A 22,902-nucleotide genomic window follows, 5' to 3' on the forward strand; every position below is an offset into this window, starting at 1 on the left:
GAACATCTTTTTCAAAGATTCCAGCCAGTCCACAAGACTGTGGGCTGGCTGGTTTTGAAATCAATATCGTTAATTGAATATATGCGTTTATTGAGCGCATTTATCCTTTTTCTTGCTTTCTATTTCTTCCACCACGCCGCCTTCGATCTCGACTTCAACACAGGCGCCCACTACCAGCGGTCCATGCTTTTGTTCGAGCTCAGTGGCATTGGTTACTTCCAGCGTACGCCCGGAAACTACCCAGGTACCCACATTCGTTCCCTCGGGTCGGCTTTCGATCACACCATAAAATTCTTCTTCTGCTGCCTGTACAGTGAATGTGACACTCGAAAAAGCAAGTGCGGCCAAACCTAAATACAATGCTTTTTTCATGGCATTACTCCTCCAGTCATGTGTTTAAAACATGAAGAAATTCATGTTATTGAAGGAATAATTCCCAAAAAACACCTATCTGTCAAATTCGCCGGCTCTTCATCTCCTGCTCAAACTGTTCCACCGGCTGCGGCTTGCCAAATAGATATCCCTGATAGGCCCGGCATCCATGCTCCTCCAGGAATAATTGCTGCTCGCGGTTTTCCACACCCTCGGCAATCACTGCCAGCCCCAGCCCCTGGCCCAGTGCAATGATGGTTTGCACAATGGAAGCGTCATTGCTGTCATCGAGCACATCGCGCACAAAAGAGCGGTCTATCTTGAGCTGCGACAAGGGCAAACGTTTCAGGTAAGTCAGCGAGGAATAGCCCGTGCCGAAATCATCCATGGAGAAACTCACGCCCATGTTCTTGAGCGTATTCATCTTGACGATGGTTTCCTCGACATTCTCCACCAGGATGCTTTCCGTCAGTTCCAGCTTGAGATATTGCGCATTGGCTCCCGTCTGCTTGAGGATGGAAAACACCTGGTCGATGAAGTCATGCTGGTGAAGCTGGCGGGCGCTTATATTCACTGACAAGCTTAAATTTGCTGTCTCTTCGCGCTCAGACCATGCCACCAATTGCTTGCAGGCAGTTTGCAGCACCCACTCCCCAATCGGCAGAATCAGGCCGGTTTCCTCAGCCAGCTCAATAAACGCCACAGGAGAAAGCACGCCCTGCTGCGGATGCTCCCAGCGCAACAAGGCTTCCGCCCCCAGCCATTGGCCACGGCTATTCACCTGCGGCTGGTAATAAAGCCGCATCTCATCGCGCCGCAATGCCTGGCGCAAATCTTCTTCCATGGCTGCGCGCTTGGTAATCAAGGCTTGCATGGCAGGATCAAAGAAACGGAACGTATTACGGCCAGCAGCCTTCGCCTGGTACATCGCCAAGTCTGCCCGTTTCAGCAACTCGTCTACCGTCGCCTGCTGCGTATTGCTGAACAACGCCACGCCGATGCTGCATGATGAATAATGCTCATACTCCGCCAATTTGAATGGCTGGCTCAAGGCGAACAATATCTTGTCGGCAATCATTGTGGTTTCGTGGGCTGCCTCATTGTGTTGTTCGCTCAGGTTTTCCACCACCACCACAAACTCATCCCCGCCCAGACGCGCCACGGTATCGGTAATACGCACACTGTCTAGCAAACGCTGCGCCACCTGCTCCAGCAGCATGTCGCCGAAATCATGACCATGCGTATCATTGAGCGTCTTGAAATTATCCAGGTCGAGAAACAGCAGCGCACCAGAACGGCGCAGCCGTATGCTGTTGAGCAGGGCCTGATCCAAGCGGTCCAGCAACAGCAGCCGGTTCGGCAGATTGGTCAACATATCGTAGAAAGCCAGGTGCTGGATTCTACTCTCGGCCGCCTTGCGCTCGGTCACATCGCGGCCGACCGACACCCAATGCATGAATTCGCCAGCACTATTCGCAATCGGCAAGATATCCATCTCCAGCCAGATGGTCTCCCCATTTTTTGTGTAATGAGTCAGTTCCGTGCGCACAGAGTGACCTTCGAGCAGCACTGACTGCACTCGCTGCATTTCATCCATCTGCGCTACCGGGCCATTGAGCTGGGCTGGATCCTTGCCAATCACTTCTTCTGCAGCGTAGCCGGTCAGCCGTTCAAAGGCCTTGTTGGCAAAAATAATATGCGGGGCTTTTACACCGCCAGGATCGACCTCGACAATCAGGACAATATCATTGAGGCGGGCAATGCTGGTTTCCAGCAGTTTGAGATGCTCTTCAGCCAAATGCCGCTCAATCGCGATGCCAACGATATGGGAGCATGTGCTCACCATTTCCATCTCATATGGTCCGGGAACATGGGGCGCGGCACGATATACGGCAAAAGTGCCCAGCAATTGCTGGCTGCCTGAGAATATCGGCATGGACCAGCAAGCGCCCAGGCCAAACTGGCGGGCAACATCCCGATAATTTTCCCAAAGCGCATCCCGCTGGATATCTGTGACGACGACAGTGCGACGCTCGTAAGCCGCCGTGCCGCACGAACCCACAGCTGGGCCGATCTGCAATCCCTTGAGCTTGTCCAGATAGGCTGGCGGCAGCCGCGACGCAATGCTCTTGCTGAACCTCTCTGAATTATCGAGCAGCATGATCGAACACATGATGTCCGGGAATTGCTTTTCCATCAGTTCCACAGTGGCCAGCAATACATCGTCCAATTCGGCACCAGCGGCAATACGCTCCAGCAAATATTGCTGCTGCGCCTGCAATCCCTCTTGCCGCTTCTGCTGCTCGATGTTTTCTACCACCTTGATCAGGCTGGACGGCGTACCGTCCGGATCCTGAATCAGGGTTGAACTAACGCGCACCCAGACTAGGCTACCCGACTTGGTTTTGTAGCGCCCTTCCGTGACAGAGCAGGCCACCTCGCCATTCAGCAGTTTCTGCCTGCTGTGCTGCTCATCCTGCGCATCCCCAAGATCGTGACAATACAGGTGTTCCAGTTCTTGTTCCGAGTAGCCCACAATGTCGCAGAAAGCCGGATTGACCAGCAGAAAACGTCCATCTATCGTGGTCATGGCGATCCCGGCGGACACGGTATGAAAAATTAGCCTGACTTGCTCCTGGCTGGATTTCAGCTCTTGCTCAACTCGTTGCCGCTGGCGAATTTCCGTGTGCAACGCATGGGTGCGCACACGCACCTGCCTGCGAATTTGCAGGTTCCAGAGCACGATTAGGCACGCAACCAGCCCGATCACCACCAATCCGCTAGCAAACCATTTGATCAAGGCTGCATGGTCAACTTCTTCCCGCCAAAGGAATCCATCCAGAGAATACCCAGCCGGCACCATGCCAAGTTCGGCAAAAGTGTGGGCAATGAATTCCCAGCGCACGCGCGACATATGACCAAGCTCGACCAGACTGGGCTGTATGAAACGCTCCATTTCCTTGGCTTCATACATCAATTCCCTGATAGTCGGGACAGGTTTTCTCGCGGATGGCATAGCCTGAATGATCTGGGCGACTTCGTGCGGGTTGTCCAGGGCATATTTCCAGCCTTTGAGGCTAGCGCGTACAAATGCCTCCACCCGCCGCGGATGCCCCTTTAACTCTACTTCGCTGGTAAACAGGGTGTCGCCATAGAAATCGACGCCGAAATCCATCGCCGCCAATATTGCAGGCTCAAAACCCCGTTCCATCATGCGCAACGGCTCCACCGTTGCATAAGCAGACATGGCGTCCACTTTATCTTCCAGCAAGTCTTCCAGCTTGCCACGTGGCAGGACAGTGACATCCTGGGGATTAATGCCATGCTTGAGCAACAGGGCGTTATGCTGTGCACTCACCCAATCTACGTTGGTCAACATGACACGCTTGCCAACCAGATCAGCCGGGCTGCTAATGCCCGTGGATTTCTTGCTCAGGAGTACATAGGGAGGATGCTGGAAGATAGCCGCCAGCGCCACGACCGGCTTGCCCTGGAGCCGTGCCAGCACAATACCGGCATCATCCACGCCATATTGCGCCGCTCCTGAGACCACCTGGCCGATAACAGTGCGCTGCATGTCGGTTTCCCTGATCTCGACATCCAGGCCTTCGTCCCGATAGTAGCCTTTTGCTTGTGCCGCATAATAACCAGCAAACTGAAACTGGTGATACCACCTAAGTTGCAGGCTGATCTTCTCCAGTGGTTCGGCAACGCCGTGCCCGCTCGCCAAGAGCAGGGTCAGCAACAGCATGCGGATTATGGGTATTGAATGATTCATCTCTCTTTATCCCACACCATGGCAAGCAAAACATAGACGTGTGGATATCCCTAACTCCCGATCAGCATGCCTTGCTGATATCCACACGCTCACGTCTTCTTCCTGAACGTGACCACCATCACATCACGATAGGCTGGCAACTTAGGATCAATCTGCTCGACCGGCGTCACTCCATGCATGCAACGCCTGTCGTCCACCATGGCCCAATCCAGCGGATTGGTCAGCGTAAAGCTATCCAGCACTACTTTATCCAGATCATGTAATGTCGTGGTGCCACTGGAAATATTCACGCGCTTGACCATCATCACCAGGACATAATCCACCCCATCGCGGTGTATGCCTTCAGGCGCAGGATGACCATGCTCCTGCTGACTCGCCTCAATCCTGAACTGGTGCACCTCGATATGCCAGCTTGCCTGCGGACGCAAGCGACTGAATAAATCACGGCTGAGCTGCAGCACACCCTGCATGGTGGCTCCCTGAATCAAGGAATCGGGTATGGGCTCGTAAACGCGGGCAATCCCGCCATTCAATGCATTGTATTCCCGGCTCTGATAATGCGGCTGGTGCGGCTCCAGTGTGATGGGGCCGGTAGCTTCCGCACTCAGCGTCGCGAAGCGGCGGCGGCGGTAACGCCCTCCATCCGCCATATAGGCATCCAGCGGCATGCCATCCCAACTGCCATCGAAAACATCCCAATCCGACAATGCCTGCGGATTTTCTGCCAGCAACCATTCCCTTATCTGCTGTCCCGCGATAAAACTAAAGCCGTCAGCGGTAATTTTCTCGCAAAGGCTTGTTGTGTCTCTTACTTCTTGCATGCAACGCCATTCATTCAAATAGTCGAGGCCGGTTCTTCATCAAGGACATTTCCAATACCGCAGGCATCCCAAGCATTTCCTGTGATTTATCCGGCATATTAGCGAATCACGCAGCATCTTTGAAAAAAACTTGTTGACTGAAAAAACTAAATAACTAATTATTTAGTCATGAAAACATCCATCACCATCCCAGACGAATGGCAACGTATTTCCGACCTGTTCGTTGCATTGGGAGATGCGCATCGACAGCGCATTCTGCTTGCATTTGAATCTGGCGAGCGCCTGAGCATCAGCCAGATTGTCGCTGCTTTTGACCTGAGCCGTACTGCCATTACCCACCATTTGAAGGTGCTGGAGCAAGGCGGGGCACTAAGAAGCGCAAAGGTCGGCAAGGAAGTCCTGTTTTCCATTGACAAGGACTATATGCAGGCTGTTTTGCAAAACGTGCTTGATTACATCCAACAAGAAATCTGACAGGAAACCACGCATGCTGTTGACGTTGACCAAAGCCATCACCCGTTTGTTATTCCGCATCCAGATACGGGGGCAGGAACACATTCCCCCTGCAGAAAAGCTCCTGATCATCAGCAACCACGAATCCCTGCTCGATGGTTTTCTGCTCGGCTTGTTCCTGCCGGTGCGCACCACCTTCGTGGTCCATACCACCGTGCTCGACAACTGGTTCTTCCGCTGGATATTGAGCCATGTTTCCCACCTGGCGGTCGATACCAACAGCCCGCTGGCGATGAAGAAAGTGATTCGCCTGCTGGAAGCCGGCGAATCAGTGATGATCTTCCCGGAAGGCCGCATTACACTCACCGGCAGTCTCATGAAAGTCTATGATGGCCCGGCTTTCGTTGCCGCCAAGACCGGCGCCACCATCCTGCCGGTACGCATCCATGGCGCATCCAGGAGCTGGTTCAGCCGTCTGGAGCATGATTTTCCGCGTCAAATGCTCCCCCGCATTTCATTGACCATCCTGCCCGCCACTTCGCTGCCCATGCCGGATGCGCCGAGCGCCAAGCAAAGGCGCCGTCTCGCAGGCGAAAAGATGCAAGGCATCATGCAGGAAATGATGTTTGCTTCCGAACCGACCAATACCTTATATGGCGCCTTGCTCAATGCGATAGACACTTATGGCTGCAAACGCACGCTGATAGAAGACATGCAGCAGGTGGAAGAGGATTACGGCACTGTCCTCAAGAAAACCCTGGCGCTGGGACGGCTTGCTGGCAAGATCAGCCGCGAGGGTGAAACCGTAGGGGTATTGATGCCGAATGTCACCAATACGGTATGTCTGATCTTCGGCATGAGCGCACTGGGCCGCATCCCGGCCATGCTCAACTACACCGCAGGAGCCAGCGGTATGCAGAATGCCTGTATCGCCGCCGGCATCAGGACTGTCATCACTTCACGTCAATTCCTCGAAACCGCCAAGCTGACAGACACTGTCGCCAGACTGGAAAACCTCAATATCGTGTATCTGGAAGATATGCGCAGCACATTTACCCTGGCAGACAAGCTATGGCTAGTGTTGTATGCGCTGCGCTTCCCCAAGCGTATCGCCCACGTGCATAACCCCGATGCGCCTGCCGTGGTGTTGTTCACTTCAGGTTCGGAAGGCAAGCCCAAGGGCGTTGTGCACAGCCATCGCAGTATTCTTGCCAATATCGCGCAGATTCGCGCCGTGATCGATTTTTCACACCGCGACAAATTCATGATGGCCTTGCCGCTATTCCACACTTTCGGTTTCACCTGCGGCGGCATCCTGCCATTAGTATGCGGCACCCGGGTATTCATCTACCCGTCACCGCTGCATTACCGCATCATCCCGGAAGTCATCTACGACCGCGGCTGCACCGTCCTGTTCGGCACCAGCACCTTCCTCGGCAATTACGCCAAATTCGCTCATCCATACGATTTCTACAAGACGCGCTACGTGGTTGCAGGTGCGGAAAAACTCAGCAACGACGTCCGTCAACTCTGGATGGACAAGTTCGGTATCCGTATCCTGGAGGGTTACGGCGCCACCGAATGCGCACCGGTCCTGGCCGTGAATACGCCGATGGCATACCAGGCCGGCAGCGTCGGCATGCTGCTGCCCGGCTTGCAACATCAATTGGAGCCGGTTCCCGGCATTGACAATGGAGGGCTGCTCAAGGTCAAGGGGCCAAATGTCATGCTGGGATATTATTTTTACGACAACCCAGGCAACCTGCAACCGCCACCGGGCGGTTGGTATGACACAGGCGACATTGTCAGCATGGATGTGCGCGGCTTCGTCACCATCCAGGGGCGCGTCAAACGCTTTGCCAAGGTAGCAGGCGAGATGGTTTCACTGGAAACCGTGGAAACCCTGGCTCGCCTGGCATCTCCTGAGCACCAGCACGCCGCCACTACACAAACTGACACACATCGCGGTGAAAATATCCTGCTGTACACTACCGATCCCGCACTCAGCCGCGATGCCCTGGCACATGCCGCTCGCAGCACTGGCGACAGCGAACTGGCGATTGCCCGCAAGATCGTCATCGTCAAGGCATTGCCGCTGCTGGGTACAGGAAAAACCGATTACGTCACCCTCAAGCAAATGGCAGAAAAAGAAAGATAACCATGGCCGCCCATCCTATCTCGACCGCTCATACCTCTCTGCTCAGCCGCGGCATGCTGGCAGTCATGCTCGCGCAGTTCATCTCGGCGCTGGCCGATAACGCCTTGCTGTTCGCCGCCATAGCCCTGCTCAAGGCAGGCAGCGCGCCAGCCTGGCAGATTCCACTGCTGCAGGAATTCTTTGTGATCGCCTATATCGTGCTGGCGCCGTTCGTGGGGCCGTTTGCCGATACCTTCCCCAAAGGTAGAGTCATGCTGATTGCCAATTGCATGAAGTTCCTCGGTGCCGCGGCCATGCTCACTGGACTCAATCCCTTGCTGGCCTACGGCATGGTCGGGCTGGGCGCGGCAGCCTATTCTCCTGCCAAGTACGGCATCCTTAGCGAACTGGTGGCCGTGGACAAGCTGGTCAAGGCCAACAGCCTGATGGAAGGCTCCACCATCGTCGCCATCCTGCTCGGTGCAGTCCTGGGCGGCTGGCTCGCTGATATCTGGCTGGCTGGCGCACTCTATGCAATCGCGGCTGGCTACCTGCTCGCAGCCGCCATCAACCTATTGATCCCACGCCTGCCGCCTTCGCATCCGCTGGCCACATTCGCCCCGGCGGTCATGTGCCGCGACTTTATCCAGACCACCATGCGCCTGATGCGAGACCGTGATGCGCGTTTCTCCATCATCGGCACCAGCATTTTCTGGGGAGCAGGCAGCACTCTGCGTTTCCTGCTGGTGGCCTGGGTACCGGTCGCATTGCACATCAATGACCTGAGCACGCCAGCCAACCTCAGTGGCGCGGTCGCAATTGGCATTGCCATTGGCGCCATTGCTGCCGCGCGCTGGGTGGACCTGCGCACCGTCAATCGCGCATTGCCTGCAGGCATATTGATCGGGCTGGCAATCATGATGTTTGCCTATACAAGCAACATTTACACCGCCATTGCCTGCCTGCTGCTGATCGGGCTGCTGGGTGGTTTCTATGCCGTGCCCCTCAATGCATTGTTGCAGGAAAGAGGCCATGAATCGGTCGGCGCGGGCCATGCCATTTCCATCCAGAACCTGTTCGAGAACCTGAGCATGCTGCTGATGATGGGAATCTACATCCTGCTGAGCAAACAGCAACTGCCCGTCATCCCGATCACTGTAACAATAGGTGGGCTGGTCTTAGTAGCTATCGGTGGATTAACCTGGTTCAGGTTACGCTCAAGATCAGATGTCATGTAGGAAATATCCTACATAAGATTCAGCATGCGCCTGAATCTGTTGTTGAACCGAACCTACTATATTGACCGCACAACAATCATCATTACTCTGTGAAAGAGAGCACACCATGAAAAAGCTGACAGCATTTCTGATGCTATGCGGATTGATCGCCATGACCGGTTGCAACACCATGAAGGGCGCGGGCCAGGATATACAGAAGGGCGGAGAGAAACTGGAAAAGGCTGCCGAAAAGCATAGCTGATTCCCAAACCTGCTCATGATTTTCATGAGCAGGTTTTAATGGCTGGCACACATGCCAATCCAGCTTACCTGACGTAAAGTGGCATCACGTTCTGTCATTTGCAAAACGTCAACCCCAACATTGCCAGCCAAGGAGATTGATTATGTGGACCAAGCCAGAAGTTACTGAAATGCGTTTTGGTTTTGAAGTCACCATGTACGTTTGCAATCGCTAAGCGATTACTGCAACACATGGTCAAAAGGGAGCTTTTAGCTCCCTTTTCTTTATAACTCACATATAAAACTACCAGGCAGTTTAAGTGATTAACAAAACTCAGCAAATTGCTCCTGATTAAGTGCTCTGCCACAGCAGCAGTAGTTAGACAAGACCAATTACAACAACTCAAGAGAGTTTTGTTAGTCGCCCTGATTGGGTAATGGGAAGCCCTTGGGCAATAATACCCACATCCGGCCTTCCTGCTTCATGGCGCCAGCCTGCTGGCCAGCAGCATCGCCCGCTCCCCAGAAGAAATCTGCGCGCACTCCACCTTTGATCGCTCCACCGGTGTCCTGCGCCATCACCAGCCGGTTGAGCGGCGTGCTGCTGTTGGGATACGTCGTGGCGAGAAATACCGGAGCCCCCAATGGAATAAACTTTGGATCCACCGCCACCACGCGCTCTGCCAGGATAGGCACGCCCAATGCGCCCAATGGCCCCGGCAGGTTGGGGGGCAACTCACGGAAGAAAACATAGCTGGGATTGGTATTCAGCAACTCTTGCAATTTGCCGGGGTTCTGACGCCCCCATTGCTTGATGCCCTGCATGGAAGCCTTGTCCAACGTCAGCTCTCCGCGCTCAACCAGGGTACGGCCGATCGACTGGTAGCTCATGCCGTTCTGGTCGGCATAGCCCACATGCACCGCTTCGCCATTATCAAGCTGTATCAGGCCGGAACCCTGCACCTGCAGAAAGAACAACTCCACCGGATCATTGACCCAGAACAGTTCACGGCCTGCCATTACCGCTTGTCCATTCTCGATTTCCGCTCGGGTGTAGTAAGGCACCAGCTTGGTACCGACAACCCGTCCACGCACGCGCTTGTTGGCCAACTCAGGAAACAGGCTGGCCAACTCCACGGTAATCAGGTCGTCAGGGCGGGAATACAAGGGATAACGATACTGCGCCGTCTTGACTCGGCTGCCTTTCAGCCTGGGTTCATAATATCCCGTCACCAGGCCGGTATCGCCGCCATTCTGGTTGCTCGCCTGATACACGTTGAAATGCTGCTGATAGTAAGCAAGCACTTGCGCTTCCGTGGGGATTTGCGGCAGACGGCTTGCCGCATCGCAGGCTGCCTGCCAGGGCTGGCGGTTTTTCAGGGTATTGCAGCCCAACAGCCAGGCAGGCCAGGCTGCGCTCAATTGCGCTTGGTCGAACCCGGCCAGGTCTTGCCAACGCGCCTGCTTGAGCAGGCCATAATCAGGAATCTTGCTGGCTGGGGGTGTTACAGGCGGCTGCTTGGGTTGCTCCGGCACCGGTTGAGCTGGGCATTGGCAGGGTTGCTGCTCGACCTTGACGTGCTGATGTCCGCCACAAGCCGCCAACAACAAAGCCAACAGCCAACTCCGGCGGCGCAATCCAGAAAGAAATGCTTTCATCAGTTTAATGCAATACCCGCGGCATATTGAGCTTGAAGGGCACAATTTCGCTATCGAATTGCGTGCCGTCTTCCGCCGTGATGTGATAAAAACCGCGCATTTCACCTACCGGAGTCTCCAGTACGGTGCCGCTGGTGTATTGGAAATGCTCGCCAGGCTTCAGCAAGGGCTGCTGACCCACCACGCCCAGACCACGCACTTCCTGCGTCTTGCCTGCGGCATCGGTGATGATCCAGTGGCGGCTGATCAATTGCGCCGCTACATTCCCGGTGTTCTCGATATGGATGGTATAGCTGAATACGTAGCGGTTCTGTTCCACATCCGACTGTTCAGGCACAAACGCGGTTTCCACCTTGACTGAGAAAGCATAACGCTTGTCCTGGGCCATGAGATTCTATACTCCTTATTTGCCGATCATGCCGCTGGTGGGCGAGCTGGGCGAGGCGGAGTAAAGCTTGCGCGGCATGCGCCCAGCGAGAAATGCCTCGCGCCCGGCCTCGATGGCTTTCTTCATGGCGCCCGCCATCAGCACCGGGTCTTTCGCCGCGGCAATCGCGGTGTTCATGAGCACGCCCTGGCAACCCAGCTCCATGGCGATGGCGGCATCGGAAGCCGTGCCCACGCCCGCATCCACCAGCACGGGAATCTTGGTGTTCTCGATGATGATCTGCAAATTCCACGGGTTGAGGATGCCCATGCCGGAGCCGATCAGCGAGGCCAGCGGCATCACGGCAGCGCAGCCCATCTCTTCGAGCTGCTTGGCGATGATGGGATCGTCCGAACAGTAGACCATGACGTCGAAACCGTCCTTGATGAGGATTTCAGCCGCCTTGATGGTTTCCAGCATGTTTGGGTAAAGCGTGTTGGGATCGCCCAGCACTTCCAGCTTGACCAGTTTGTGCCCGTCCAACAGCTCGCGCGCTAGGCGCAAGGTGCGCACGGCATCTTCCGCACTGTAGCAGCCTGCGGTGTTCGGCAAATAGGTAAACTCTTCCGGCGGCAGGTATTCCAGCAGGGAAGGCTCGCCCGCATTCTGGCCGATATTGGTGCGGCGGATAGCCACTGTGACGATCTCGGCGCCGCTGGCGTCAATTGCCGCGCGGGTTTGCTCGAAATCCTTGTATTTTCCCGTGCCCACCAGCAGGCGGGAGTTGTAGTCCTTGCCTGCAATATTCAATGTATCCATTAACCGCCTCCTACCGCGCCTACGATTTCAAGTTTGTCGCCACTGCTCAATACCGTCTCGACAAAACTGCCGCGCGGCACGATTTCGCCATTGCGTTCAATTGCAAGGCGCTTTCCGGCTAGTCCCAGCTTTTCTACCAGCTCGCCCACCGTCAGGCGCTCGATGTCAAACTGCCGTGGATTTCCGTTGATGGTCAGATGAATCAATTGATACTACCCTATGAATGACACAAGCGAGATTGCACAAGTGAAATGAACGAATGTTGGATTCAGCGGCCTCGCCGCCTACAAGCCGTTATTTTACGTAGGTTCATAGCCAATTAGCAATCTATCCTGGCTTGCTCCCTCTTTGAAATGCTTGAACAGGCAGCTATTTCCCCTCCTGCTCGTCATATCTCCACCAGAAGGCCGATAGTAAGATGCACAAGGCATGGAACTGAGCCCGCAACCCCTGCTTGACTGATAATCTGGCGACATATAGGCTTCGACAGTTTATCCAGGGCGCACATTACGAGAACAAGGCAGAAAATTGTCGCAACAGCCATCCGCACAATCACAGGCATTATTCAAGGCCGGCCTGGCTGCCGAGGCCGGGCACAATTACCTGGAAGCCCTGGCAAAATACACGGCTTCACTGGAGCCGGGCGAGGGCCATCTCCCCACTTGGATCAAGATCGGCAACCTGTTCCTGCGCACCATGAAATACCAGCAAGCGGCGGAAACCATGGAGTTCGTGCTGGGCATGGACCCGCAGAATATCGAGGCCATCTACGGATTGGCAATCACCTACTTCTACCTGGGCCGCCACGAAGAAGCCCGCGCCTTCATCGACCACGCCGCGGAAATGCAGCCGGACAATGCCACGTATGCGCTGGACCGCGCCAACATCCATTCGATCACCAAGCCCGACCCCGCCCTGAAGCGCCAGCTATATGAAACATGGGGCCAGCGCTTTGCCGACCCTCTGGGCAAGAATGCCGCCCCGTTCGGCAATGACCGCTCGCCCGACCGGGTCTTGCGCATCGGCTATGTGTCCGGCGACATGCGCGACCATGCCATCGCCTATTTCATGGAGCCGGTGTTCGCCCACCACTCCCCGGAGCGGGTAGAAGTATTCGTTTACTCCACCAGCCAGCAGCAGGATGCTGTCACCGCAAGACTGAAAACGCTGGTGCCGCATTGGCACGATGTAGGCTCGCTCAGCGATGACGCGCTGCACAGCCTGATCCGCAAACACAAGATAGATATCCTGGTCGACCTTTCCGGACACACCCATGGGCACCGCCTATTCACGTTCGCACGCCGCGCCGCGCCCGTGCAGGCCACCTGGCTGGGCTATGTGGGCGGCACACTGGGCATGCAGGCCATGGATTATCGCCTCACCGACAGCGGCATGGACCCCGCGGGAAGCGAGCAATTCTATGTGGAAAAGCTGTTCCGCCTGAACTGCATGGCCAGCTATATCCCGCCCGCGAACGCGCCGCTGGAACCTGTGCCGCCCATGCTGCAAGGCAACCCGCCAACCTTGGCTTCGCTCAACAGCTCGCGCAAACTCACCGATCAGGTATTGCTGCTCTGGAAGCGCATCCTGGAAGCGCGGCCTGATGCGCAGTTGCTGCTTCATGTGCAGGAGCAAAGCGTGGAAGATGCCGTCAATACGATAGAGCCGCGCCTGGTGCGGCTGGAGCTGCCGCTGGACCGCATCATCGTTTCCCCCATGGTACCGATGGAGGAATTCATGACGCGTGGCCAGCTTGTGGATATTGCGCTGGATACCTTTCCTCTTTCCGGCGGCACGACAAGCCTGCATACCTTATGGATGGGGCTACCGGTGATTGCCATGGATGCAACGGACGCTGTCTCCGCATCCACGTCCGCCATGCTCAAGGGCTTGGGCCTAGGTCAGTGGGTAGCCAAAAACGAAGATGATTACGTCGCCAAGGTATTGCACCTGCTCGATAATCCCGAACAATTGACTGAACACCGCGCCAGCGCCCGTCGGATACTGCAGCAATCTGCACTCATGGATTATGCCGGGCGCTGCCACGATCTTGAAGCCAGTTATCGCCGGATGTGGCTCAATTATCTGCTGGGGTCGCCCAAATTCCTCAATCTCACGACCCCGGGTCTGGCCGATCTGGAGCAGCTGCGCAGCGCGTATGCCCGGAAGCAGGCACCAGCCGTATGAATCCACACGCCGCCATTCCGCTGCTGACGCCGTTATTGCCTGACCAGGAGGCGCTCGCGCCTTACCTGGCTCAATTAGATGCCAATCGCCATTACTCGAACTTTGGCCCGCTCAATACCGCGCTCGAAGCACGCCTGGCGACACTATTTACAAAACATGGCTCGCACTCCATTCACGTCACTACCACCAGCAGTGCCACGCTCGGACTGGAACTGACGCTCAGCAGTCTCGACCTGCCGCCGGGCAGCAAGGTGATTGTGCCTGCCCTGACATTTGTCGCCTCGCTCACCGCCATCATCCGTGCGGGCTATACGCCGGTGATTGCCGATATCGACCCACAAAGCTGGCTGATAACGCCGGAAATAGCCACAGAAGCAGCCATCCAGACCGGCGCGCGTGCCGTGCTGGCCGTCGCCGCATTCGGCCAGCCACAAGATACCCGGCAATGGAGCAGCTTCCAGCGCAAATCCGGCATCCATGTCGTAATCGACGCCGCAGGCGCGTTCGGCAGCCAGTGGGTGGAAGCACCAGATATTCCGGTCATCTACAGCATGCATGCCACCAAATCGCTCGCGGCAGGCGAGGGCGGGCTGGTCGTCAGCGGCAACAGCGTCATCAATGCCCATATCCGCCAGCTCAGCAATTTCGGTATCAACCTCGACTCGAATGCCGGTTTCCCGGTCGGACATCTCTCGTTTGTCGGCAGTAACGCCAAGCTGTCCGAATACCATGCCGCCGTCGCCCATGCCAGCCTGGACCAATGGGATGCACAAGCCAGGTGCAGACAAGGCATTTACCATGCTTATCGCCAGGCGCTGGAAGAAGCTTGTGGCGACCGCCTGCAATGGCAGGCAGGCATTACACTGGCCGCACCAACGATTTTCTGTCTGCGCATGGCGGCGGAAGCGCGCGACCGGCTGGAAAAAATCTGCCAGCAACGGCAAATCGCCACCCGGCGTTGGTACCAGCCGCTCCTGCACCAGCATGCCGCGAAAGTGGCTCCCATCATCAAGCAGCCGACGCCTGTGGCAGAAGCTGTAGCTTCGGGCCTGATCGGTCTACCGTTTTCACCCTTCATGACGCATGAAGATATCAATCGAATAGTGAATACCGTCAATCTGGCTGTTACCACTCCCCATTAACTTCATTGGGAATATATATGGACAACATTGAAACATTTATCGAAAAATTTAACGAAGCCGTTGACTTCCAGGAACCTGTGCCCATCACAGCCGATACTGAGCTTGCCTCGCTCCCCGAGTGGGACTCCCTTGCGGCACTGGGCATCATCGTCATGTTCAGCATGGAATACAACAAGACGATCACCGGTGAAGATCTCAAGAATTGCCGCACCATCAATGATCTACTCCAGCTCAGCAGTTAAACCTACGTAGGAACTTCCATGGCTCAGTCAGTCTTGCATCATGTCCGTATCGCAGGTGTGGCATCCTGCGTGCCTAAAAACTCGGTATCCAACCTGGATTGTCCGCCAGAGCAGCTTTCGATGCGCGAACGGCTGGTGCGCAACATCGGCATTGCTTCAAGGCGGCAATCTCCAGCGGGCCTCTGTTTTTCTGATCTCGCGCAGCATGCCGCGGAAAAACTCATGGCCGACCTTGGCTGGGCCAGGGACGAGATTGACGCCCTGGTGGTGGTGACGCAATCTCCAGACTATCCCTATCCCGGCAGCGCCGTTATCCTGCAGGATCGCATGGGCCTGTCCAATAGTTGCCTGGCCTTCGACATCAACCTGGGCTGCTCAGGCTATCCTTATGGCTTGTATGTTGCCGGCAGCATGATCTCTGCGGGCAAGCTCAAGAAGGCGCTGCTGCTGGTCGGCGACAAATCGACCAACCCCAACTCGCAGGATCAGGGATTCGCCGTGCTGTTCAGCGATGCTGGCACCGCCACCGCGCTGGAGTATGACGAATCCGCGCCACCTGCCTATTTTGACCTTTATTCCGATGGCTCGGGCTACAAGGCCATTTATTGCCCGGCAGGCGGCAACCGCAACCCGCTGCTGCCCGAATACCTGGAAGCCAAACCAGGAGAAGACGGCGTCATCCGCCGTCAGGTGGATATCGTGCTGGATGGTCCCGCCATCCTCAACTTCTCCACTTCTCGCGTGCCGCCAGCTGTAGAGTCGCTGCTGACACAAGCAGGAATGCAGAAAGAGGACATTCAGTGGTATCTATTCCACCAGGCAAACCGCATGATCAACGAAACCATACGCAAAAAACTGGCGCTTCCGCCCGAACGCGTCCCAAGCACGCTCTATGATTTCGGCAACACCAGCTCCGCCTCCATTCCGCTCACCCTTACCGTTCATGCGCGCGAGGCGATCTCACAGGGGTCGCAACGCCTGCTCATGAGCGGTTTTGGCGTCGGCTTGTCCTGGGCAAGCTGTATTGTGGATATCGGCCCGGCTGCCGTTCCCGCATTGATCGAGGTATAAATCCATGTCCGGCTTCAATCCATTCTCCCTGCAAGGCAAGCGCATCCTGATCTCCGGCGCCACCTCCGGTCTCGGCCACGCCACCGCCCTGCATTGCGCCAAACTGGGCGCCGAAGTGATCGGAATAGGTCGCGACCCGGAGCGGCTAGCCAACTCTCTGGCCAGCCTGCAAGCCATCTCCGGCCTGCCGCACCGCATGCTGACCGCAGACCTGACCAGCGCGGAAGATCGCAACCAAATCATCGCTGCGCTGGACGCGCCGGTGCATGGCGTGCTGCATGGCGCCGGCATCTCGCGCCTCAGCCCGATACGCATGATCACCGAGGCCCACCTCCGTGAAGTGCAGGCGATCAATGTCGAAGCGCCCACCCTGCTCACCCAGGCGTTATTGAAAAAGAACATGGTGGCCCCTGATGGCTCCATCGTATTCATCGCCTCGATTGCAGCGCATATCGGCGTCGCTGGCGTCGCAGCATACTCCGGCACCAAGGCCGCGCTGATCGCCATCACCCGCTGCCTAGCGATGGAAGTCGTCAAACGTCGCATCCGCGCCAATTGCCTATCACCTGCACTGGTCGAAACACCCATGTTGACAGCTACCGCTGAAATCACTGGCAGCATTGAGGAAGAGCGTAAAAACTACCCGCTGGGCTTTGGCAAACCTGAAGATGTAGCCAACGCAGCCGTGTTCCTGCTTTCAGATGCCAGCCGCTGGATCACCGGCACTACCATCGTCATGGATGGTGGACTCACTATCAGTTGAATATGAGCACCAACCAACAGCATCGCCAATTACTCATCGTAGGCGCTCGCGGCTTTGGTCGCGAAGTGCTGACTTACATACAGGATGACAACCCGCTGTTCACGGTTAAGGGATTCCTGGATGAAAAAGCGGATGCGCTGGATGGTTATCACCGCACCGTCCCTGTCGTTGGTAACCCGTTCACTTATCAGCCACAGGAAAACGACGTATTCATGGCCGCACTGGGCAATCCGCAGCAACGCTTCAAATACACAGCCACGTTGCGCGACCATCATCACGTGGACTTTGCGACCGTGGTGCACCCACGTGCCCACGTTGCCGCTCACACCCAGATCCGACATGGCTGCATCATCGCCCCCAATGTCGGCATTTCCTGTGATGTCAGTATCGGCGAGTTCACCTGCATTCAGGAGTACACCGTCATCGGGCACGACGCCAACATCGGCAACTGGTGCCAGATCAACGCTCACTGTGTCATTGCAGGCGGTGCCAGAATTGGCCACTTTGTCACCATACACCCCAACTGCGTCATCACTTCCAATGCCGTCATCGGCGATGGCGTCACCGTCGCTGCAGGCAGCGTCGTCATAGGGAAAATCCCTGCTGGTATCACAGTCCTAGGCAACCCAGCCCGTCGGCTCTCATTTCGATAGGATTAACATCACACACCATGTACCCATTCCTTCATCAGCACGAACTGAAACAGCAATTATTAGATTTGCGCGATCACTATATGGATCCCGCTAGGATATTACCAACATGGCTCACGCAGTCGCCCCGCGAGTTTTTCTCCACAACGCGCTTCGTGGTGTGTGGCTCAGTATGCCGCTCCGAAATCAGAGTATTAGCGCAACATGCTCAAATCGCCGCTATCGTAGATGACCACCTGTGTCAGAAACAAGCCTCCATTTTTGACATTCCAATCATCAGTTCAGACGAATGGATCGCGCTGTCCCGCCAGGACAAACATCTTGTGTCATGCATCCTCACGCCAGGTGCCAGGGCCTTCCAGCATTTCACCAAACTCGCCTTGCAATGGGAGCTGCGTACACTGCTACCCTTGCAGTTCATTCACCTGCTTGAGTCTGGCAACATCGACAAGCAGGGAGAAACCGGACGCTTCTTCTGGTATGGCTATGAATTCTTTCTGGAAACCCTGCACCAGCTTGATAAGTTACTGGCGCTCGGTGAATTGCTGGAAGATGAATATTCTCGTATTTCCTGGCTATGCGTGTTGCTATATCGCATGACACTTAATCCCTTCTACCTTGAAGCCTGTGCCGTAGGTACCGGTGGTGGAAAATATACGTTGAATGCCTATTCCATCAACAAGCAATTCTTCCAGTTTTCCGACCATGAGGTCTATGTGGATGGTGGCGCCTTCACAGGAGATACCATCGAGTGGTACCTGCGTGCCTGTGGCGGGAAATTCCACCATATCCACTCTTTTGAACCATCCAGGGAACATAACCAGCTGATCAGGAACCGTTTGCGCAACCTGCAACAGGAGTTCCTCAAACCCTTGTCAAAGAGTATCACCCTGCATGAAGCCGGGCTGTGGGATCACAATACCACTCTTGAATTCAACCCCAGTCAGGTAGTGGATGATTTCGACACCAGCAACCATGTACAAACAAAATCTGCCCATATGGTCGATAGTGGCATTATCCACCATATTTATGATCAGGAAACCGAGCGCGCCGCTTCCATCAAGGTACCTGTAGTCACTATTGATGAGGCCACTAACCTCGAAGCCACTTTCATCAAATTCGAAATTGAGGGTGCCGAACTGCAAGCCTTGCATGGCGCCCGTGCAACAATTGAACGCAATCGCCCCAAGATGGCTGTATCTATTTATCACAAGCCGGAAGACTTGGTGACATTGACCGAGTTTGTTATCGCAACAGGGCAAGGCTATAAACTCGGCTTTCGCCAGCATAACTCCTTATGCCCAGACGCCATGGTGCTTTATTGTTATTAGGCGATGAACACGATGTGTAACGGATTACTGAACCCTGCCCAATATCGAGAACCGCAAGCCCTGGCGGATGAGCATGCCTTGATTTTTGCACGCACCTGGAACTTCGTCGGCCTGCTATTTGAGCAAGAGGCCGGACAGCACCGTGGCGTCAAGCTTGGCGCTACCAGCCTCATCATTCAGTGCGACAAGCAAGGCCGGCCGCGCGCCTTCCTCAACGTCTGCTCGCACCGGCACGCCCAACTCTGCGAGCAGGGTGTGCATCGCGGCCCGATCCGCTGCCCTTACCATAGCTGGACCTATGACCGGGAAGGCATACCAGCGGGTATCCCGCAACCTCAAGCCTTTCCCGAAGTCATTGCAGATAAATCCGCCCACAGACTCAAGGAGTTCGCCTGCGAAACCGTCGGGCAATTCATCTTCGTGCGCCTGAGCACGGATGGCCCCAGCCTGCGGGACTACCTCGGCCCGGAATACGATTTTCTGTTGCATGCTTCCGCCGGCATGAATGGCTTGATCGACGAGTTCCGCCAGGACGTACATGCAAATTGGAAAGCCGTCATCGAGAACTCGCTGGAGGGCTACCATGTGCCTGCAGTACACAACCAGACATTTATGAAGGTCGAAGGAATGGAGCGTGGCCACCAGGCTCCTGTCGATACCGTGCAGCATCCCCTGCACAGCAGTATAGATCACCCAGCCGCCGCGGACTGGCTTGTCACCTTTGAGCGCAAGATAGCGCCCAAAATAGGCAGTTGGGCATGGCGTTTCCCGCATTACACCCATCACCTGATTTTCCCTAACCTCACCGTGACCTCGTTCCTGGGCTATAGCTTTCACATCCAGCGTTTCGAGCCCAGTGCTGTAGGCATTACCACAGTGCATTCCCGCACGGTCAGTGTCGGCTTCACCGGCCAAAGCCCGGTCGGGGCCAAGATGGTCGAACAGATCTATGCGGAAAGTAAAAGCTTCACCGAGCGCGTATTTGCTGAAGATGCCGCCATCTGCCGCGCCGTGCAACAAGGCCTTGAGTGCGCCGAACGCCCCGCTGTCATCGGCAACGGTATTGAAGACCGCGTGCTGCATTTCCAGCGCGCCTATCAGCGCTGTATGAACCCAACCAGCCCTCCGCCACCAACATGATCGTTTGCTTACCTGATCTATTACGCGACACCACAGCATTTCCGCATGGTTTCTTCGACCTCGTGCGTGAGCCAATCTTACAAGGGTGTGGTCTCGATATTGCTTACCCTCCAGATAGCAGGCAACCCAGCAACCTCATCCCCGGTTTCGAACTGGAAACATTCTACCGACTGATCAACAACAGCAACGAGCGTCCAGCATGGGAGCCATATTTCCATGCGATACCGGAAGCTGCTGCGGCATACCTGCAGCAGCACATCCCGCCCGGCAGCCTGGTGCTGTCATTTGAAATGCCGCCCTGGCTAGCACAGTTATGCAACTCTGCTGGCATTGATTTCATTGATATACGCCCCTCTCCCTTACGGTTTGGGCGCGACCTCTACATTGCGCTGAGAACAAATAACTTATCTCTCTACCAGCACATCAGCAGCCACCATGTGTTACCAGAAGAGCTGCGCTTAGAGGCAGCAGAACTCGCAGCCAGCATGCGCATGCACCAGCAACGCCTTGAAGAAAGCAACCGCTATCCGTTCGATCTTGATGGCAGCCTGATATTCATCGGCCAAGCACCTTACGATGCCTCCTTACTGGGCCCAGGCAAGGCCAACCCACTGAACTGCTCGGATTTTGCCAATCAGTTGCGTCAACTGGCACATGGTCGCCGCGTGTTGCATAAACCGCATCCCTTTGCCGTTGACCATGCCCAGCTGGAGCAGGATATGCTGCAGCACATTCTTCAAACCGAAGTCCGGCCCTGCCGGCAGAATGCATACCAAATCCTGAGCTGCCATCATGATGTCGTATTGGCTGGCATCTCTTCGGGCATGCTGCAAGAAGCGGCATGGTTCGGCAAACCCGCGCATATCCTGTTTCAACCGTTTACGCCACTTGCCGATAGCGCCGAGCCAGATCTCAACGCATATCAGCAAGTGCATTTCGATACCTGGCTTTCTCCTGGTTTTTGGCACGCGGTATTCACCCCTGAGCAGCCAGCGCCAAGAATAGCCAGACTGCCGCCGCGCCAACATCACCATGCCCGTCATCTGCTGGATCAATGGTGGGATTACGCCAAGGTGATGACCTGGGAAAAGTCGCTACCTATCGAATCCTTTGAGCGTTCCGGCGGCATTGTGCTCAGGCAGCGTATCGAGGCATTGGAACATGCATCATTGCAAAGCGGCGGCCTCACCCTGGATTGCGATGAGGGCAACAGCCTGCAATGGCCGCCGGGTTCCAATATCCGTGGCAAGATCAGCATCCGGGGCCAGGGCAATCGCATCACCATCGCCGAGGGTGCGGATATCAATGTTCTGGTCAGCATTACCGGCGACAATAACGTCATTCAGATCGACCCCCATGTGCGTCTTGCAGGAAAAATCTATTTCTGGGGCTCCGGCGGCAGCTTGCAGATTGGCCGTAATTCGACATTTGCGCGGGCCGATTTCAAATGCCATGAAGGAAGAAGCATCATCATCGGCAAAGATGCCATGTTCTCCTACGATGTCGAGCTGCGCACCACCGATGGTCATTCCATTGTGGATCCTGATAACGGCTGCCGCCTCAATCTGCCCGAAGACATTCTCATCGGCGATCACGTCTGGGTCGGAAAAGGCGCCTTCTTCCTCAAAGGCGCGCAGGTGGCGAACAACAGCATCGTGGGTGCCCATACCTTGGTCAACCGCGCTTTTCTGCAGGAGCAAATCATCCTCGCGGGCAATCCTGCAAAAATAATCAAGGAAGGAATCACCTGGCACCGTGATGCCAAAGATGTATTCACCCAAGCAGAATTGGACACCTGGAAGCACTTGAGCAGTGCGAGAAACATTAAGGCACAATCGCTGGATGATGCATCCGCCACACGCTGGTCACAGTGTCTGGACGATATTCAGCAGAAAATTCAGGCCCATCCGCAACAGTTCGGGCGGGGAGCGCTATATCAGGGTCATGAAACATGGGGAGTGCCAGGACAAAGGCCCACGCTCCAGCGTATCGGCGAATACCAGCTGGAGAGATGGCTGCTCGCGCAAACCAGGGTGCTGGATATAGGCTGCAATATTGGTATGTTCGGGCTGGCCTTGTCCTCGCGGATCAAACACTACCGCGGCTTTGACAACAACCCATTGTTGATCGACATTGCCCGGCAGATGGCCAATGTTCGCCAGATTGACAACTGCCTGTTCACATGTGAAAGCTTCCAGGAATTCATCGCGCGCAACCAGGGGGCCAGATTCGATACCGTGCTTTCCTTCGCCGTGCATGTCTGGATCGACATGCCGCTTGCCGACTATGCGCGCACCTTGCATGCGCTGCTTGAACCTGGCGGTATCCTGGTATGGGAAAGCAACCGGCTGGATACCAACGACCCGGATTTCTTCCAGAATGTGCGCCATTTCATTGATGCAGGATTTTCGATCCGCTTCTGCGGCAGGGTGAAGGATGACGGCATCATCGAGCGCGGGTTTTATATTCTCGCCAAGGATGGGTAATGACAGACCCAGCCCTGGCATACGCGC

21 protein-coding genes are annotated in these 22,902 nt (G+C 55.6%); 14 read left to right on the plus strand and 7 right to left on the minus strand.

Features of this window, described 5'->3' with window-relative positions; genetic code table 11:
* Nucleotides 1–87: 87 nt before the first annotated feature.
* The 3 genes from V7Z75_RS07130 to V7Z75_RS07140 all read right to left on the minus strand — a co-directional run bounded on the left by V7Z75_RS07130 (nt 88) and on the right by V7Z75_RS07140 (nt 4,971).
* The gene (locus tag V7Z75_RS07130; protein WP_334107939.1) at nt 88–372 is read right to left on the minus strand and encodes a DUF5666 domain-containing protein; all 285 of its coding nucleotides are present in this window, start codon (nt 370–372) and stop codon (nt 88–90) included.
* A gap of 82 nt (nt 373–454) precedes the next feature.
* A complete protein-coding gene (locus tag V7Z75_RS07135) occupies nt 455–4,150 on the minus strand; it encodes an EAL domain-containing protein (RefSeq protein WP_334107940.1) in 3,696 nt (1,231 codons plus the stop codon).
* A gap of 89 nt (nt 4,151–4,239) precedes the next feature.
* A complete protein-coding gene (locus tag V7Z75_RS07140; protein ID WP_334107941.1) occupies nt 4,240–4,971 on the minus strand; it encodes a 2OG-Fe dioxygenase family protein in 732 nt (243 codons plus the stop codon).
* A gap of 168 nt (nt 4,972–5,139) precedes the next feature.
* On the opposite strand from V7Z75_RS07140, the gene V7Z75_RS07145 reads away from it, so the two are divergent.
* The 5 genes from V7Z75_RS07145 to pqqA all read left to right on the plus strand — a co-directional run bounded on the left by V7Z75_RS07145 (nt 5,140) and on the right by pqqA (nt 9,254).
* Nucleotides 5,140–5,445: an ArsR/SmtB family transcription factor gene (locus V7Z75_RS07145; RefSeq protein WP_334107942.1), complete on the plus strand. Its 306-nt coding sequence runs from the start codon at nt 5,140–5,142 to the stop codon at nt 5,443–5,445.
* Nucleotides 5,446–5,458: 13 nt separating this feature from the next.
* Nucleotides 5,459–7,582: a bifunctional acyl-ACP--phospholipid O-acyltransferase/long-chain-fatty-acid--ACP ligase gene (gene aas / locus V7Z75_RS07150; RefSeq protein WP_334107943.1), complete on the plus strand. Its 2,124-nt coding sequence runs from the start codon at nt 5,459–5,461 to the stop codon at nt 7,580–7,582.
* A 2-nt stretch (nt 7,583–7,584) separates the two neighbouring features.
* On the plus strand, nt 7,585–8,799 hold the full coding sequence (gene lplT, locus V7Z75_RS07155; RefSeq protein WP_334107944.1) for a lysophospholipid transporter LplT: 1,215 nt from the start codon (nt 7,585–7,587) through the stop codon (nt 8,797–8,799).
* 106 nt (nt 8,800–8,905) lie between these two features.
* Complete coding sequence (locus tag V7Z75_RS07160; protein ID WP_334107945.1) at nt 8,906–9,040, plus strand: entericidin A/B family lipoprotein; 135 nt, start codon at nt 8,906–8,908, stop codon at nt 9,038–9,040.
* Nucleotides 9,041–9,182: 142 nt separating this feature from the next.
* Nucleotides 9,183–9,254, plus strand: coding sequence for a pyrroloquinoline quinone precursor peptide PqqA (gene pqqA / locus V7Z75_RS07165; RefSeq protein WP_081774944.1), 72 nt, complete (start codon nt 9,183–9,185; stop codon nt 9,252–9,254).
* A gap of 181 nt (nt 9,255–9,435) precedes the next feature.
* Here the strand turns inward: pqqA and mltA are convergent, their stop codons facing one another.
* From mltA to thiS, 4 genes are read right to left on the minus strand one after another with little or no spacing between them, the layout of a single operon-like run.
* On the minus strand, nt 9,436–10,677 hold the full coding sequence (gene mltA / locus V7Z75_RS07170; protein WP_334107946.1) for a murein transglycosylase A: 1,242 nt from the start codon (nt 10,675–10,677) through the stop codon (nt 9,436–9,438).
* Nucleotides 10,678–10,681: 4 nt separating this feature from the next.
* Nucleotides 10,682–11,065 carry a Co2+/Mg2+ efflux protein ApaG gene (gene apaG, locus V7Z75_RS07175; protein WP_334107947.1) on the minus strand — a complete coding sequence of 128 codons (384 nt, stop codon included), beginning with the start codon at nt 11,063–11,065 and terminating at the stop codon, nt 10,682–10,684.
* A gap of 15 nt (nt 11,066–11,080) precedes the next feature.
* Nucleotides 11,081–11,863 carry a thiazole synthase gene (locus tag V7Z75_RS07180; RefSeq protein ID WP_334107948.1) on the minus strand — a complete coding sequence of 261 codons (783 nt, stop codon included), beginning with the start codon at nt 11,861–11,863 and terminating at the stop codon, nt 11,081–11,083.
* On the minus strand, nt 11,863–12,069 hold the full coding sequence (gene thiS / locus V7Z75_RS07185) for a sulfur carrier protein ThiS (protein WP_334107949.1): 207 nt from the start codon (nt 12,067–12,069) through the stop codon (nt 11,863–11,865). Before thiS ends, V7Z75_RS07180 begins: the two co-directional genes overlap by 1 nt.
* Nucleotides 12,070–12,391: 322 nt before the next feature.
* On the opposite strand from thiS, the gene V7Z75_RS07190 reads away from it, so the two are divergent.
* From V7Z75_RS07190 to V7Z75_RS07230, 9 genes are read left to right on the plus strand one after another with little or no spacing between them, the layout of a single operon-like run.
* Nucleotides 12,392–14,050, plus strand: a complete 1,659-nt coding sequence (locus tag V7Z75_RS07190; RefSeq protein WP_334107950.1) for an O-linked N-acetylglucosamine transferase, SPINDLY family protein — start codon at nt 12,392–12,394, stop codon at nt 14,048–14,050.
* A complete protein-coding gene (locus V7Z75_RS07195; RefSeq protein ID WP_334107951.1) occupies nt 14,047–15,192 on the plus strand; it encodes a DegT/DnrJ/EryC1/StrS family aminotransferase in 1,146 nt (381 codons plus the stop codon). The genes V7Z75_RS07190 and V7Z75_RS07195 overlap by 4 nt, the downstream gene beginning before the upstream one ends.
* 17 nt (nt 15,193–15,209) lie before the next feature.
* On the plus strand, nt 15,210–15,434 hold the full coding sequence (locus V7Z75_RS07200; protein ID WP_334107952.1) for an acyl carrier protein: 225 nt from the start codon (nt 15,210–15,212) through the stop codon (nt 15,432–15,434).
* 18 nt (nt 15,435–15,452) lie between these two features.
* A complete protein-coding gene (locus V7Z75_RS07205) occupies nt 15,453–16,505 on the plus strand; it encodes a ketoacyl-ACP synthase III (RefSeq protein WP_334107953.1) in 1,053 nt (350 codons plus the stop codon).
* Between the two features lie 4 nt (nt 16,506–16,509).
* Nucleotides 16,510–17,268, plus strand: coding sequence for an SDR family NAD(P)-dependent oxidoreductase (locus V7Z75_RS07210; RefSeq protein WP_334107954.1), 759 nt, complete (start codon nt 16,510–16,512; stop codon nt 17,266–17,268).
* A gap of 2 nt (nt 17,269–17,270) precedes the next feature.
* A complete protein-coding gene (locus V7Z75_RS07215) occupies nt 17,271–17,921 on the plus strand; it encodes a NeuD/PglB/VioB family sugar acetyltransferase (protein WP_334107955.1) in 651 nt (216 codons plus the stop codon).
* Nucleotides 17,922–17,938: 17 nt separating this feature from the next.
* Nucleotides 17,939–19,249, plus strand: a complete 1,311-nt coding sequence (locus V7Z75_RS07220) for an FkbM family methyltransferase (RefSeq protein WP_334107956.1) — start codon at nt 17,939–17,941, stop codon at nt 19,247–19,249.
* Nucleotides 19,250–19,261: 12 nt separating this feature from the next.
* A complete protein-coding gene (locus tag V7Z75_RS07225) occupies nt 19,262–20,389 on the plus strand; it encodes an aromatic ring-hydroxylating oxygenase subunit alpha (RefSeq protein ID WP_334107957.1) in 1,128 nt (375 codons plus the stop codon).
* Nucleotides 20,386–22,875, plus strand: coding sequence for a methyltransferase domain-containing protein (locus tag V7Z75_RS07230; RefSeq protein ID WP_334107958.1), 2,490 nt, complete (start codon nt 20,386–20,388; stop codon nt 22,873–22,875). Before V7Z75_RS07225 ends, V7Z75_RS07230 begins: the two co-directional genes overlap by 4 nt.
* Nucleotides 22,876–22,902: the final 27 nt, after the last annotated feature.

It is taken from the genome of Methylobacillus sp. (assembly GCF_036844465.1).
Taxonomy (GTDB): domain Bacteria; phylum Pseudomonadota; class Gammaproteobacteria; order Burkholderiales; family Methylophilaceae; genus Methylobacillus.

Excerpts from the sequence above, each read along its gene's own strand:
- V7Z75_RS07130 (WP_334107939.1), bottom strand. The coding sequence starts at position 372 with ATGAAAAAAGCATTGTATTTAGGTTTGGCCGCACTTGCTTTTTCGAGT.
- V7Z75_RS07135 (WP_334107940.1), bottom strand. The coding sequence starts at position 4,150 with ATGAATCATTCAATACCCATAATCCGCATGCTGTTGCTGACCCTGCTC.
- V7Z75_RS07140 (WP_334107941.1), bottom strand. The coding sequence starts at position 4,971 with ATGCAAGAAGTAAGAGACACAACAAGCCTTTGCGAGAAAATTACCGCT.
- V7Z75_RS07145 (WP_334107942.1), top strand. The coding sequence starts at position 5,140 with ATGAAAACATCCATCACCATCCCAGACGAATGGCAACGTATTTCCGAC.
- aas (WP_334107943.1), top strand. The coding sequence starts at position 5,459 with ATGCTGTTGACGTTGACCAAAGCCATCACCCGTTTGTTATTCCGCATC.
- lplT (WP_334107944.1), top strand. The coding sequence starts at position 7,585 with ATGGCCGCCCATCCTATCTCGACCGCTCATACCTCTCTGCTCAGCCGC.
- V7Z75_RS07160 (WP_334107945.1), top strand. The coding sequence starts at position 8,906 with ATGAAAAAGCTGACAGCATTTCTGATGCTATGCGGATTGATCGCCATG.
- mltA (WP_334107946.1), bottom strand. The coding sequence starts at position 10,677 with ATGAAAGCATTTCTTTCTGGATTGCGCCGCCGGAGTTGGCTGTTGGCT.
- apaG (WP_334107947.1), bottom strand. The coding sequence starts at position 11,065 with ATGGCCCAGGACAAGCGTTATGCTTTCTCAGTCAAGGTGGAAACCGCG.
- V7Z75_RS07180 (WP_334107948.1), bottom strand. The coding sequence starts at position 11,863 with ATGGATACATTGAATATTGCAGGCAAGGACTACAACTCCCGCCTGCTG.
- V7Z75_RS07195 (WP_334107951.1), top strand. The coding sequence starts at position 14,047 with ATGAATCCACACGCCGCCATTCCGCTGCTGACGCCGTTATTGCCTGAC.
- V7Z75_RS07200 (WP_334107952.1), top strand. The coding sequence starts at position 15,210 with ATGGACAACATTGAAACATTTATCGAAAAATTTAACGAAGCCGTTGAC.
- V7Z75_RS07205 (WP_334107953.1), top strand. The coding sequence starts at position 15,453 with ATGGCTCAGTCAGTCTTGCATCATGTCCGTATCGCAGGTGTGGCATCC.
- V7Z75_RS07210 (WP_334107954.1), top strand. The coding sequence starts at position 16,510 with ATGTCCGGCTTCAATCCATTCTCCCTGCAAGGCAAGCGCATCCTGATC.
- V7Z75_RS07215 (WP_334107955.1), top strand. The coding sequence starts at position 17,271 with ATGAGCACCAACCAACAGCATCGCCAATTACTCATCGTAGGCGCTCGC.
- V7Z75_RS07220 (WP_334107956.1), top strand. The coding sequence starts at position 17,939 with ATGTACCCATTCCTTCATCAGCACGAACTGAAACAGCAATTATTAGAT.
- V7Z75_RS07225 (WP_334107957.1), top strand. The coding sequence starts at position 19,262 with ATGTGTAACGGATTACTGAACCCTGCCCAATATCGAGAACCGCAAGCC.
- V7Z75_RS07230 (WP_334107958.1), top strand. The coding sequence starts at position 20,386 with ATGATCGTTTGCTTACCTGATCTATTACGCGACACCACAGCATTTCCG.